The organism is Rhodococcus sp. MTM3W5.2 (genome assembly GCF_001984015.1).
In the GTDB taxonomy this organism is placed as follows: Bacteria; Actinomycetota; Actinomycetes; order Mycobacteriales; family Mycobacteriaceae; genus Rhodococcus_G; species Rhodococcus_G oryzae.
Genome location: NZ_CP019572.1, coordinates 1 through 13,270, shown reverse-complemented (window position 1 = coordinate 13,270; position 13,270 = coordinate 1). Strand labels below are relative to the sequence as shown.

Genomic DNA, 13,270 nt, shown 5'->3' with positions numbered 1-13,270 from the left:
ATCGATCGACACGTGCGACGCGCGGCGCCTTGGTGCGCCGTCAGGAACTGACGAAAGGGCCGGGAAGAATGCATCGACTCCGTCACGGCGACCACGGTCCCGCCGTTGCTGAGGTTCGAGGCACCCTTTCCACGCTCGGCTTCCTGCACAACGGGGTGTCCATCACCTCGCGTGAGGCGATCAACGGTTCGCAGTGGATCGCGCCCGACGCGGTGTTCGACCACCACCTCGACAGCGCCGTGCGGGCCTTCCAGCAGCAGCGAGGCCTGCTGGTCGACGGAGTGGTCGGCACCGCGACCTACCGGTCGCTCAAGGAGGCCTCGTACCGGCTCGGCGCTCGCACGCTGATCTACCAACTGTCCGCGCCGCTCTACGGCGACGACGTGGCGGCACTGCAGACCAAGCTGCAGGACCTCGGCTTCTACCCGGGCCGCGTCGACGGCTACTTCGGCCCGCAGACCCACGAGGGCCTGTCGTCGTTCCAGCGTGAGATCGGCATCGCCTCCGACGGCATCTGCGGCCCGCAGACGCTGCGGTCGCTCGATCTTCTCGGCACCCGGGTCACGGGCGGCTCGCCGCACGCCATCACCGAGGAGGAGCTGGTCCGCCGCTCCGGCCCGCAGCTCAGCGGCAAGCGCATCGTGATCGACCCCGACCTCGGCGGCGGCGAGACCGGCATCGTGCTCGACTCGGCGTTCGGTCCGATCACCGAGTCCGACATCCTCTGGGACCTGGCCAGCCGGCTCGAGGGCCGGATGGCGGCGACCGGCATGGAGACATTCCTCTCCCGCCCACACGATCAGAACCCGTCGCCGGCGCAGCGCGCCGAGACGTCCAACACGTTCGAGGCGGACCTGATGATCTCGCTGCGGTGCTCGGCCAGCACCAGCCCGCACGCGAATGGCGTTGCCAGCTTTCACTTCGGGAACTCGCACGGTGCCACCTCGCGGATCGGACAGGTTCTCTCCAGCTTCATCCAGCGCGAGATCGTGGCCCGGACCTCGCTGCAGGACTGCCGGACCCACGGCCGCACCTGGGATCTGCTGCGGCTGACCAACATGCCGACCGTGCAGGTCGACATCGGTTATCTCACAAACGAATCCGATGTCGGTGTGCTCGCCAATCCGCGCAACCGCGACATCATCGCCGAGTCCATCCTGATCGCGGTGAAGCGCCTCTACCTGCTCGGGCAGGACGATCAGCCCACCGGCACATTCACCTTCGCCGAACTGCTGGCCGAGGAGCTCTCGAAGGCCGACCAGGCCTAGGGAACCCGCCGTCGCCGTTCGTGAGCGACGCGGTCAGAGAACTCCGACGGTCGACTTCTGTTCGATGTCGGTCATGGTCAGCGATGCCACCGCGAGCAGCCGTTCCAGTGCCGACTCCACGTCAGCCTTCCACCCGTGATCCCGGTCCAGTTCCAGCCGCATCCGCGGGTAGCGATGATGCGCGGCAACCACTTCGAATCCCATGTCGGCGAGGAACTCGGCATCGATCATGCAATCGGCAGGGGTGCATTCCTGGCCGCGCCGTCCGGCCACCGGATCGTCCTGCACATCGCGGATCCCGAATGCCTCGAGGGCGCGCACGCCACGGCGAACCAGATCGCCCACCACGGCCTGGATGAGACTCGGGCCCACCCCATCCAGCTCCGCGGCCGGTTCGAGCCGCATCGTCGTCAGCAGGACCGCGTCCGGGCTGACGGGGGAGGTGGGGAAGAGCTTGGCGCGCGGCACCACACCGGGCGGCGAGTAGAGCGCGCAGCCGGCGGGGGTGCCGTCGAGAGTGGCGACCTGACCGCAGGATCCCCACTCCAGCATGACCATCGACAGCCAGGCTTCCTTCTCGAACTCGGGATCGGAGAAGTCGCGGGAGCTGCGAACGGCGGCCGGATCCATCTCCCAGAAGACGCACCGCCGGGAATGACGGGGGAGTAGTTCGAAACCGTCGAGGGTGAGCGGGCTGATGCGCATCGACACCCTGACTCCGCCTCCAAAACACCTACTGCGGAGGCTGTGAGCCCCCGCGTGACACGTTCTCTGTCATCCAGGATAGGCGATCGGCGTGCGGCCGGCGTCCTTCACGGGACTAGATCCGAAAGCTATTTGCACGCAAGGGATTTCGATGGACCCGGAGTCAGACACCCGCGGCCCGGCGACCGTACTGTCACAGTGACGTATCGACCGCGGGTGTCTGTACCCGGAGAATCCGACCTATCCGGGCGACTGGGACTCCATCATCTCGACGATCCGCTGGAGATCCTCCACCGAACCGAATTCGACGACGATCTTGCCCTTTCGCTTGCCCAGGCTCACCGTCACGCGGGTGTCGAAAGAGGAGGAGAGCCGTTCCGCGACGTCCTGGAGGCCGGGCATCTGAATCGGCTTGCGCTTGGCGGCGGGTGCCGGTGCCGGCTCGCCCTCCCGGTTGGCGAGCGTGACGGCCTCCTCGGTGGCGCGCACCGACAGGCCCTCCGCCACGATCCGGGCGGCCAGCTGTTCCTGCGCTTCGGGACCCGCCTCGAGCGACAGCAACGCCCGGGCGTGGCCGGCCGAGAGCACCCCGGCGGCGACGCGGCGCTGCACGGGGATCGGCAGCTTCAGGAGGCGGATCATGTTCGTCACCACCGGTCGAGAGCGACCGATCCGGCTGGCCAGCTCGTCGTGGGTGACGTTGAACTCCTCGAGGAGCTGCTGATAGGCAGCGGCCTCTTCGAGCGGGTTCAGCTGCACCCGGTGGATGTTCTCCAGCAGCGCGTCGCGAAGCATCGACCCGTCGTTCGTCTCCCGCACGATGGCGGGGATCCGCTCGAGCCCGGCCTCCTGGCTGGCCCGCCACCGGCGTTCGCCCATGACGAGCTGGTAGCGGTCGGCCGCAACCCGGCGGACCACGATCGGCTGCATCAGGCCGAACTCGCGGATCGAGTGGACGAGTTCGCCGAGGGCTTCCTCGTCGAAGACGTGGCGGGGCTGCTTGGGGTTCGGCTCGATCTGGGCCGCGTCGATCTCGCGGTACACGGCACCGACGGGGGAGAGGTCGGGTCCGTCCGCCACCTCCGCGCCGTTGACCGGCTGCGTGATCGCGGCGTCGGTGGACGGCGTCGCCGTGGTGGGCGGCTCCGACTTCTCCTGTTTTGCGGGGGCCTCCTGCTTCACCGGCGCCTCGGGGGCTCCGGGGCCTCGGGCGCCTCGACGACCGGCGCCGGCTTCACCGCGATCGGTGCGGTCGCGTTGCCGATGATGACGTCGGCGGCGGCGCTTCCGAGGCGAGGTCCCGCCTCAGGACCGGTGGGAATCAGCGCGGCGAGGCCCCGCCCGAGTCCGCCCTTGCTTCTCTGGCTCACTGCTGCTCCTGCGAGTTGATCGTTGCGGTCCGGGCTGCGAGTTCCCGCCCGGCGTCGAGATAGCTCATTGCACCCCGCGAACCCGGGTCGTAGTCGAGGACGGTCATCCCGAATCCGGGCGCCTCCGACACCTTCACGCTGCGAGGGATGACGGCGCGCAGGACCCGGTCGCCAAAGTGCCTGCGCACCTCCTCGGCGACCTGATCCGCCAGCTTGGTGCGACCGTCGTACATGGTCAGCAGCACTGTCGACACGTGCAGATCGGGGTTCAGGTGGGACTGCACCAGCTCGATGTTGCGGAGCAGCTGACCGACACCCTCGAGTGCGTAGTACTCACACTGGATGGGGATCAGGACCTCGTTCGCAGCCACGAGGGCGTTGACCGTCAGCAGCCCGAGCGAGGGCGGGCAGTCGATCAGGATGAAATCGGCATCGATCGCTGCGAGCGCCTTCTCGGAGAGCGCATTCTTCAGCCGACCCTCGCGCGCGACCATGGAGACCAGTTCGATCTCGGCGCCCGCAAGGTCGATCGTCGCGGGGATGCAGAACAGGCCCTCGTGGTGCGGGCTCTGCTGGATGGCCTCGGCCGCGGTGACCTCACCGATCAGCAGCTCGTAACTCGACGGGGTGCCCGAGTGGTGCGGTACGCCCAGCGCGGTGCTGGCGTTGCCCTGCGGGTCGAGGTCGACGACGAGAACCCGCAGCCCCTGCACGGCCAGGGCCGACGCCAGGTTCACCGCCGACGTGGTCTTGCCGACCCCACCCTTCTGATTCGCGATGGTGAGCATCCGACGGGTCTTCGGCCGGGGGAGGGTCACCGTGTGCGGGTGCAGAACCTGGCTGGCCCGTTGTGCTGCGGCACCGATCGGGGTGTCCAACGGGGAGATGCCGGCGTACGCGGCGGCGGGGGCCGAGTACGGGTTCTCTTGGTTGTCGGTGGTGGAACTCGAGGCGTCGTGATCTGTTTCACGTGAAACAGTTGATTCGGGTCCACCCGACATAGATTGCTCCTTCACTGGACTTGCCTGCTGGATCGTCGCATTCGCACACGAGCGCACGGTGACTCTGTCATCGGCGATGAGATCGCCGGGAGACACGCTCCGCCCGAACCACAGTGGTCGGAGTGGGAAGAAGGTCGACACCGCACTCGACGATCTCTAGCTTGCCAGCACCCATGCGGGTTAGGGAAGCGCGATCCCGGGAAATCTCCTCGGCCGCACTGGAACCCTTCATGGCGAGCATCCGACCACCCTCGTGAATCAGCGGAATCGACCACCGCGCAAGCTTCTCCAGGGGTGCGACCGCGCGCGAGGTGACAACATCGGCACCCCCGACCTCTTTGATCACGCCCGGCTGCTCCGCGCGACCGCGGACGACGAGGATGTCCAACCCCACCGATTCGGCGAACTCGGCGAGATAGACCGATCGTCGCAGGAGCGGCTCGACGAGGGTGATCCGGAGATCGGGACGCGCAATTGCCAGGGGGATGCCGGGGAGCCCGGCGCCGCTGCCGACGTCCACCACCGACTCACCCTCCTCGATCAACTCGCCGATCACCGCGCAGTTGAGAAGGTGTCGCTCCCACAGCCGGGGGACCTCCCGGGGACCGATCAGGCCGCGCTCCACGCCATCGGTGGCGAGCGAAAGATGATACTTCTCGGCGAGTTCGAGGCGGTCTCCGAAGATCGTGCGAGCGGCGTCAGGCAGGTCCTCGGACTCGATGTGTTCCACGTGAAACATCCTCCCGTGACGCCCGCGATTCCCCAAACCCTGACGATGTGATTCTGCACCGCATCCGGCGCGAAGGCCGGTGTACGCGCCGCCCGAAGAAGGGAGTGAGTCACTCGGGTCCGTCCGGACGCCGAATCGAGATTCGGGCGACGGCCCAGGGCGCCCCGGATCCGGCGCCGCCGATGGGCCGGGCGGGATTCTCGGGCAAGCCGCCCACGATCGACCCCGCCCGGAGACCGGGGGAGGGGAGGGGCGACCGGCCCGCTCGCCGACGATCACGCGTCTGGAGTCATCTGGCCCGGCCGGGATCGCCGCCGACACAGCAGCCAAGACGGGGAGGCTTGCCGATCCCTCCGGGAGGGGCTGATCCACACGCGTCCCCGAATCGGAATCCGGGTAAGACTGGGTGGTCGGTGCCGGCAGCGGCACGGGTACGGACGAGCCAGCCGTCTCGCGCGACACCGGGCGGTCGACACGGAACCGAAGTCAGATGCCGCGATCGAATCGATCGCGGTTCGAAGGCGGCGGGCACGATCGCTGGTCGCGTGCCGACGATGGTGTCCCGCGGGCGTTCACCCGGGTGGGGCGGGTCATGTCGCGTCCTCCGTTGCACTCCACTGGACACTTCACATGTTTCACGTGAATCCTGGGTTCGCCTCAGGGGCCCGCCAGACAAACCGTGAACGGCTGCCTGGGTGCCTCGGGTCCGCCCGAGTCGCGGAGACAGCTGTCTGGTCTGTCACCCACACTTCACCCTCGGCCGGGGATTCCGACCTTCGGTGGATTCACGTGAAACATCCGAGTACTCGAGTGTGCGACACCCGACACGCGCAGCCGGCGGTGCGGGCGGCCTTGGACGCCTCGATCGTCGGGGCGATCGCCCGCAGCTCGAGGCAGACTTCGACTACGCGGCTGCGAAGGCGTGCGGGATTCATCTTGCGCCGCCGGCACTTCGGCCTCGGGTGGCCGTCCCATCCACGAGCTCCGGGCGCGGGAGGTCCATTCGATCCACCCGACCGCCCGCAGTAGCGCCCAACACGATCCGCCGGGAGATCTACCTCCCGGGCGCGGAGGACTCCGGGGACCGATCCGGGCGTCCAGAACCGGCCAGCGCCCCGACCCACCGGCTGAGATTGCCGGCCGTGCCCGGATTCACGTGAAACATCGGATCGACCGCATCGAGCCGGGCGCTAGGACGCCACAGTTTCCGTTCGGCGAACGTCTCCCGCTCGCGATTCTGCGATCGTCCCGATCCACCCCGGCCGAGCACGATCATGTTCGCATCGGCGGATGATGACGCCCGCCTTCGCCGGGCCTGTAGACGATGAGCACGTACCTGGCGCTCGGGCGCCGCGCGCAAGTGGTCGGCGCCATTCCACGATCGACACTCGTCATCGTGCGAACGAATCACTCGTCATGGGGTGCAGGGACCGATCGTCCTCCGAATCGGCACTTAGGGATTCACGTGAAACATCCGTGGCACGCCGGGCGCGGTATCGACGACATCCCGCACCGGACGCCCGCGCGGAGTTCACCTCCACCCGACCGTCCGCCGAATGGCCACTCCGGTGAAAGGGTCCATGGGAGACCCATCTCGGTTCGTCGCGCGGAGTCGCCACATCAGGCCTAGATCCGCGATCGACGCCCGCCTCCCGCACCATCTGCCCCGCGAGTTCGATCCCGATGTTTCACGTGAACCCGAGCGGTCGAGATCTCCGCAGGACCGATGTTTGATCCGATGCGCGGTCGCCCATACACCGCCGTGTCGGAACGATCGCGCCGGCAGGCGGTTTTCGATCCGCGCCGCAAGGTCTCCTCGTGGGGCAGCCGCCGTGCGACCGCGGCATGGCGCCGGATGCCCGGTGCCCGCCTCCGACCGAGATCGACGAGCGCTCCGCCGCCTCCCGATCCAATCCAGCCCTTCGGTCCTGCGATCCTCACCTCACGATCGGATGCACTCCACATCCCCGGAGGGGAGGGTGAGGTTCCCATTCCCGACGAGTCCCGGACACGAACCGGGGTCGCTCGCCCACAGACGGTTGCGGTCGGGCAAGACCGGTCGGCGACGCGAGCGGCACAGCTGCAGCCGCAGCGCGGGGGAGGGGAGTGGTTCCCGCGGCGGGCGGCGGAGTGCGGCCGGGGTCGAACTCGGGGCCAAGAGATGGCCGACCGAAAGAAGCGGCCATCCGGCGGCGGTCCCCACACCGGCGGGCCCGCGGAGCCAGGCCCCGCCTCCCGGTGGGGGAGGGAGGGGTCCGCTGCCGAACCGACGCGCGGCGCCGCGGCCGAAACCCCGATCGTGCGCCGCTCGGGTTTCACGTGAAACTGTCGGCGGGTCCGGCCACGGACACGGCGCCCCCGATGCACGGAAAGGACCGCAAGCGACGCATCTCGTGACCGCGCACCCGATCCGAGGCGAGCCCTGGACCACGGGAAACGCAATCCACCAACAGATTGATCCACCGAGTGTGGATAACTTGTGACACCTTCTACTCGGAGCCTCCGCCAGACCAAATGACCAGACGATCGTCCGCCCACATCGAGGGCCGTGGGGTGCACCGGCGCGCCCCGCAGGACACTGGCACCGCGTCACCGGTGGGACCCTCGCCGAGGATCGGATCAGCACCGAACGGGTCCGGATGCCCCGCAGGGGAGAAGCGGCGAATGGTACCGCCGTGACGAGATTCGTCAGTGTGACGAAATTGCCGCGATGGCCGAGGCGTCGGAGGGGAACCCGAAAATCGACCGCGCGAGCCGAAACATTGCTCGCCTCCGATTGGTACACGACAGGGGCGCCACACGGAGCCACAACGGTGTCAGGTAGATCTTGACAGGCTGTCCGCATGGATGTCAGGATATTCCTGACATCAGGCACCTACTCGGGAGGGAGGAAACGGATGAGCGATCTCATCGACAGGGCGGTCACGGCAGACGTTGGGGGCGCCTCCGAGGCGGTGGCCGCAGCCGGCATCTTGGAGGCCGGTCGCCAGGCCGACCTCATCGTGGGGACCGGACCCCTTCCTGGATCCGATGAGTGGCTGGCGGAAGAGGGGACCGACATCCCCGCCGAGAGGCAACTCGCGTGGCAACTCGCCTGTCTCCGCATCCAGTTGGGCGCCGGGATCGATTCGGTCGAGACGGTCATGAGCCTGCGGCGCTGCGGAGCGACGTGGGCCACCATCGGGCGCGCGGCGGGGATGACACGCCAGTCTGCGCACGAGCGGTGGGGGAGGCACGTCGCCGCGATTCTCGATCCCTACGGGGCCGGTATGCCGCCCGCCGTCCCGGATGATGATCCGGTGGCACCCTAGGGAATTCGTGCGCTCAGACCACACCTGGAGGCCGCAAAACGACGGTGGGCCCCCGCTCGGAAGCGGGGGCCCACCAACGTCAGGCCGCATCCATCGATGCGGACCGATCAATCCTTGAGAACGACCACGCGGCGCGAGGGCTCGGCGCCCTCGCTCTCGCTGGAGACGCCGTCGATCTTGGCGATGGCGTCGTGCACGATCTTGCGCTCGAACGGGGTCATCGGCGTCAACGACTCCGGCTCACCCGACTCCAGCACCCGCTTCGCCGCCGCGACACCGATCTCGCTGAGCTCGGTCCGACGGCCCGCACGCCAGCCCGCGATGTCGAGCATCAGCCGGCTGCGCTCACCGGTCACCTGCTGCACGGCCAGACGGGTCAGTTCCTGCAGGGCGTCGAGGACCTCACCCTTGCGCCCCACCAGCTTCGAGAGGTCGTCACCGCCGTCGATGCTGACCATCGCGCGATCACCCTCGACGTCGAGATCGATGTCGCCATCGAAGTCGAGGACATCGAGCAGCTGCTCGAGGTAATCGCCCGCGATCTCACCCTCCTCGATCAGCTCGTCCTCGGCATCGACTGCCTCCGACTCCACGACCTCGGGCTCCACGACCTCGCGCTCGGTCTCGACCACCACGTCCGACACGACCTCGTCTACCCCGTCCTGTCCGATTTCCGGATCATTCGCCATCGTCGTCTACTTTCCTTGAATCAGCGCTTGCGCTTGGGCTTGGTGGTCTTGCCGCGATTTCCTTGCGGGCGCGCCCCCGGCTTCGGGGCCTGGCCGGGGGCCGCGGCGGTACCGCTGCCCGCGTCGGCCTCATCTGCCGGCTCGGTGTCGGGGGAGGACTCGGCCACGGTCGCGGACTTACGCTTCTTCGCCTGGTCCGGTCGTGCACCGGGCTTCGGCGCGTTGTCGGCGCGACGTTCGAGCGCTGCCTTCTTCTTCTCCTCTTCCTCCGCATCGATGCGACGGAAGACCAGGTGCTGCTGCGCGTAGGTCCAGATGTTGTTGGCCACCCAGTACAGCAGGATGGCGATCATCAGGAACGGGCCACCGACGAGCACGCCGAGCGGGAAGACCCACAGCGCAAGCTTGTTCATGATCGCGGACTGCGGGTTGGCCGCGGCCGCCTCGCTCTGCCGGGCAACCGAGGCACGCGAGTTGAAGTGCGTGGCGATGGACGCGATCACCATCAGCGGGATCGCGACGGCGGCGATGTTGAGGACAGTCGGAACGGTGCCGTACTGACCGAACGTCTCGAGCTGTGCCTGGGGCGTGGTGATCGCCACCGAGATCGGCGCGCCGAACAGTCGGGCCTCGAGGAACGACTGGACGTCTGCGGGGCTGAAGAAGTAGTTCGCGGTGTTGGCGTTCTCCTCGACCGACATACCGAGCTGGCCGTAGCCGGTGCCGGTGCGGTTGAACGAACGGAGCACGTGGAACAGGCCGATGAACACGGGGGCCTGCAGCAGAACCGGAAGGCAACCCATGATCGGGTTGAAGCCGTGTTCCTTCTGCAGCTTCTGCATCTCCAGCGCCATCCGCTGGCGATCCTTGGAGTACTTCTTCTGCAGTGCCTTGATCTGGGGCTGCAACTCCTGCATCTGGCGGGTGGTGCGCACCTGCTTGACGAAGGGCTTGTACAGGATGGCACGCAGCGTGAACACGAGGAACATGACGGACAGCGCCCACGTGATGCCGCTGTTCGGCCCCAGGAACGGGATCGCGCCGAACACCTTGTGCCAGACCCACAGGATCCCGGACACCGGATAGTAGATGAAGTCGAGCACGGCTCTATGTACTCCTCTGTTCGTCCACTTCGATCAGACAGTGGGGTTGCTTGCCAGTATCTCTACCGGATCGCGCGGCTCCGACGGTCGCGAGGGTTTCCTCACGACGGGGCCTGCGTGGCGGAACGGGATCCCAGCCTCCAGGGTGCCAGGGCGCGCATTTGAGAAGGCGCACCGTGGTCAGTCCGAGGCCGATCACGACTCCGCGCTCACGCAGGGCGTCGACCGCGTACTCGCTGCAGGTGGGGGTGAACCGGCAGGTCGGCAGGCGCAGGGGCGACACATAGCTGCGATACAGCTCGATGACGAAGATGAGTGTTCGCGCGGGGGCACGCCGCACCGCCGTCCACAAGGACGGGGGGCCACCAGAAGCTTCGGTCATACCGAATTACCCACGCTGACAAGAAGGTTGAGTTTACGAAGACCGGACCTCAGCTGCCGGTCCAGGTCCGCGGAGGACGCGGTCGCGGCGCCGGGAAGCGCACGGATCACCACGTTGACACCCTCGGGCATCTCGTGCACGAGGCCCGCACAGATATGACGAAGCCGGCGTGCGACTCGATGTCGAATCACCGCCGGCCCGACAGCCTTGCTTACCACCAGTCCGAATCGCGGACCCGGGTCACTCACCAGTGCGTCAGCATTCGCCCCGGCGAGAGCGTGGACAACCACATCTCGCCGGGCCGCCCGCTGACCTCGCCGAACGGTGGACGCGAAGTCCGCCTTCCGACGCAACCGGTGCGGCTCAGGTAGCACCCCGAGCTCCCGAAGTCTGGATCAGGCGGTGAGGGTAGCGCGGCCCTTTTGGCGACGCGCAGAAACGATGGCGCGCCCGGCACGGGTACGCATACGGAGACGGAAGCCGTGAACACGCGCGCGGCGTCGGTTGTTCGGCTGGAACGTCCGCTTGCCCTTGGCCACGGTGAACACTCCTCATAGATAATCGGCGCCGTTCGACGCCATCTGTAACTGAAAATTGGTGGTCCCCGGCGACGAAATCCCGGCGGATGATCAGCAGACCGAGATGGCCAGCAGGCAACCGCCACCTCGACTTCGGGTGACTGTACGAGGGTACGCAGCGCCGGACGCAAGGTCAAACCCGGACGCCCAGGGACACGCCACGCCCCCGAGGATGCTTGTGTTCGACCCCCGAGTGTGCCGTCGACCCACCCACCCGAACCACAACCACGACGACCGGGCCCTGTAAGGCAACTAACACCAGCGAACCCGCGAATCGGCCCGGACGCCAACCCTCGGCCGGACGACAGGATCGGCCGACTGCCGCCATCGTCGCAGGTGAGGTACGTGCAAATCAAGATCAACCGCGCAAGGGGCGGCCTCTACTCACAGCCCTGTGCTTTATCCACATCTGTGGATAATTGTGTGGAATTACAGATCAGGTGGCATATTCGTATCACTGTGCGGGGAAGTTATCCCCAGGGTGGGAGAGCTCGGCCAACATCGTGATGAGCCCTGTGCGTCTCCCTCCCACACGATGTGGGGAGGGACGAGTTGACCGAGGAAGCAATCACCCTGGAACAGGTCTGGGTGGATGTGCTCACCGAGTTGACGTCGGATGAACCCCCCGAAGGCGGGCCACAGCTGACCAAGGCGCAGAAGGCCATGCTGGCGCTCGTGCGCCCGCTGACCCTGGCGCAGGGATTCGCGTTGCTCTCGGTCCCGTCGTCGTTTGTCCAGGAGGCGATCGAGCGGGACCTGCGCGAACCAATCCTGCAAGCACTCAACCGGCATATCGTCGCGGGCGTCGAGGGGCTCGGTGTCCGCATCGCGCCGCCGTCCGCCGACCCGGTCGAATCGGGTCCGCCCGTGTCCGCGTCCCCGGCACCACCGGTCGCCGAGGAGGTGTCGGGCGAGGACTCCACCCCGAGCGTGCCGACGTTCCGCCGCAGGCGCATGAACGCGGCCGAGTCCGACCCGTCCGATTCCGAGACGCTGGACTACGAGGAGTTCGACGAGGACCGCGAGGCCATCGCCAGTGTGAACGAGTCGTGGCCGTCGTACTTCACCAAGCCACCCGCCGACGCCCCCGCCGCCTCCGGCGGGAACAGCCTCAACGCGAAGTACACCTTCGACACCTTCGTCATCGGCGCGTCGAACCGATTCGCCCACGCCGCCGCGGTCGCCATCGCCGAGGCGCCCGCGCGTGCCTACAACCCGCTGTTCGTCTGGGGTGCCTCGGGTCTGGGCAAGACCCACCTGTTGCACGCCGCCGGTCACTACGCGCAGCGGCTGTTCCCCGGGATGCGGGTCAAGTACGTCTCCACCGAGGAATTCACCAACGACTTCATCAACAGCCTCCGTGACGACCGCAAGGTCGCCTTCAAGCGCCGGTACCGCGAGACCGACGTACTGCTCGTCGACGACATCCAGTTCATCGAGGGCAAGGAGGGTATCCAGGAGGAGTTCTTCCACACCTTCAACACCCTCCACAACGCGAACAAGCAGATCGTCGTCTCCTCGGACCGCCCGCCGAAGCAGCTGGCGACCCTCGAAGACCGGCTCCGGACCCGGTTCGAGTGGGGCCTGATCACCGATGTCCAGCCGCCCGAGCTCGAGACGCGCATCGCGATCCTCAGCAAGAAGGCGCGGATGGACCGCCTCGACGTGCCGCACGACGTCCTCGAGCTGATCGCCAGCCGGATCGAGCGCAACATCCGCGAACTCGAGGGCGCGCTCATCCGCGTCACCGCGTTCGCGTCGCTGAACCGGCAACCGCTCGACCTGACCCTGGCCGAGGTGGTCCTGCGCGACCTGATGCCGGATTCGACGAGTCTCGAGATCAACGCGGCGACCATCATGGCGGTGACAGCCGAGTACTTCACCATCAGCATCGAGGACCTGTGCGGTCCCGGCAAGGCCCGCCCGCTCGCTCAGGCCCGGCAGATCGCGATGTACCTGTGCCGCGAGCTGACCGACCTCTCGCTGCCGAAGATCGGTCAGACGTTCGGCCGTGACCACACCACGGTGATGTACGCGGACAAGAAGATCCGCAAGGAGATGACCGAACGCCGGAAGGTATACGACCAGGTCCAGGAGCTGACGGCCCGGGTCAAGCAGCGTTCCAAGCGCTGA

12 protein-coding genes and 1 pseudogene are annotated in these 13,270 nt (G+C 67.2%); 3 read left to right on the top strand and 10 right to left on the bottom strand.

Annotated features, from left to right (window positions below; all coding sequences use genetic code 11):
- Positions 1 to 68 precede the first annotated feature (68 nt).
- Complete coding sequence (locus BTZ20_RS00065) at positions 69 to 1,268, top strand: N-acetylmuramoyl-L-alanine amidase (RefSeq protein WP_077039941.1); 1,200 nt, start codon at positions 69 to 71, stop codon at positions 1,266 to 1,268.
- A gap of 33 nt (positions 1,269 to 1,301) precedes the next feature.
- On the opposite strand, the gene BTZ20_RS00060 is transcribed toward BTZ20_RS00065, so the two are convergent.
- The 5 genes and pseudogenes from BTZ20_RS00060 to rsmG form a co-directional block, all read right to left on the bottom strand.
- On the bottom strand, positions 1,302 to 1,979 hold the full coding sequence (locus BTZ20_RS00060; RefSeq protein ID WP_077039940.1) for a hypothetical protein: 678 nt from the start codon (positions 1,977 to 1,979) through the stop codon (positions 1,302 to 1,304).
- A gap of 234 nt (positions 1,980 to 2,213) precedes the next feature.
- Positions 2,214 to 3,155 (bottom strand): ParB/RepB/Spo0J family partition protein, encoded by a 942-nt coding sequence (locus BTZ20_RS00055; protein ID WP_083742437.1) that lies wholly within the window; start codon positions 3,153 to 3,155, stop codon positions 2,214 to 2,216.
- Positions 3,156 to 3,226: 71 nt separating this feature from the next.
- Positions 3,227 to 3,343 (bottom strand): annotated as a pseudogene (locus BTZ20_RS29600) (chromosome partitioning protein); the annotation flags it as partial.
- Positions 3,340 to 4,344, bottom strand: coding sequence for a ParA family protein (locus tag BTZ20_RS00050; protein WP_077039939.1), 1,005 nt, complete (start codon positions 4,342 to 4,344; stop codon positions 3,340 to 3,342). The gene BTZ20_RS00050 and the pseudogene BTZ20_RS29600, both read right to left, overlap by 4 nt.
- 67 nt (positions 4,345 to 4,411) lie before the next feature.
- The gene (gene rsmG, locus BTZ20_RS00045; protein WP_077039938.1) at positions 4,412 to 5,083 is read right to left on the bottom strand and encodes a 16S rRNA (guanine(527)-N(7))-methyltransferase RsmG; all 672 of its coding nucleotides are present in this window, start codon (positions 5,081 to 5,083) and stop codon (positions 4,412 to 4,414) included.
- 2,888 nt (positions 5,084 to 7,971) lie between these two features.
- Here rsmG and BTZ20_RS00035 point away from each other — a divergent pair.
- Positions 7,972 to 8,385 (top strand): hypothetical protein, encoded by a 414-nt coding sequence (locus BTZ20_RS00035; RefSeq protein ID WP_077043346.1) that lies wholly within the window; start codon positions 7,972 to 7,974, stop codon positions 8,383 to 8,385.
- Between the two features lie 107 nt (positions 8,386 to 8,492).
- Here BTZ20_RS00035 and BTZ20_RS00030 read toward each other — a convergent pair whose 3' ends face one another.
- From BTZ20_RS00030 to rpmH, 5 genes are read right to left on the bottom strand one after another with little or no spacing between them, the layout of a single operon-like run.
- Positions 8,493 to 9,074 carry a protein jag gene (locus BTZ20_RS00030; protein WP_077039936.1) on the bottom strand — a complete coding sequence of 194 codons (582 nt, stop codon included), beginning with the start codon at positions 9,072 to 9,074 and terminating at the stop codon, positions 8,493 to 8,495.
- A 20-nt stretch (positions 9,075 to 9,094) separates the two neighbouring features.
- Positions 9,095 to 10,177 carry a membrane protein insertase YidC gene (gene yidC, locus BTZ20_RS00025; protein WP_077039935.1) on the bottom strand — a complete coding sequence of 361 codons (1,083 nt, stop codon included), beginning with the start codon at positions 10,175 to 10,177 and terminating at the stop codon, positions 9,095 to 9,097.
- Positions 10,178 to 10,181: 4 nt separating this feature from the next.
- Positions 10,182 to 10,559, bottom strand: a complete 378-nt coding sequence (gene yidD / locus BTZ20_RS00020; RefSeq protein ID WP_077039934.1) for a membrane protein insertion efficiency factor YidD — start codon at positions 10,557 to 10,559, stop codon at positions 10,182 to 10,184.
- On the bottom strand, positions 10,556 to 10,933 hold the full coding sequence (rnpA, locus tag BTZ20_RS00015) for a ribonuclease P protein component (RefSeq protein WP_077039933.1): 378 nt from the start codon (positions 10,931 to 10,933) through the stop codon (positions 10,556 to 10,558). The genes yidD and rnpA overlap by 4 nt, the downstream gene beginning before the upstream one ends.
- A gap of 21 nt (positions 10,934 to 10,954) precedes the next feature.
- Positions 10,955 to 11,098 (bottom strand): 50S ribosomal protein L34, encoded by a 144-nt coding sequence (gene rpmH, locus BTZ20_RS00010; protein WP_077043345.1) that lies wholly within the window; start codon positions 11,096 to 11,098, stop codon positions 10,955 to 10,957.
- A gap of 591 nt (positions 11,099 to 11,689) precedes the next feature.
- Here rpmH and dnaA point away from each other — a divergent pair.
- The gene (gene dnaA / locus BTZ20_RS00005; protein ID WP_077044021.1) at positions 11,690 to 13,270 is read left to right on the top strand and encodes a chromosomal replication initiator protein DnaA; all 1,581 of its coding nucleotides are present in this window, start codon (positions 11,690 to 11,692) and stop codon (positions 13,268 to 13,270) included.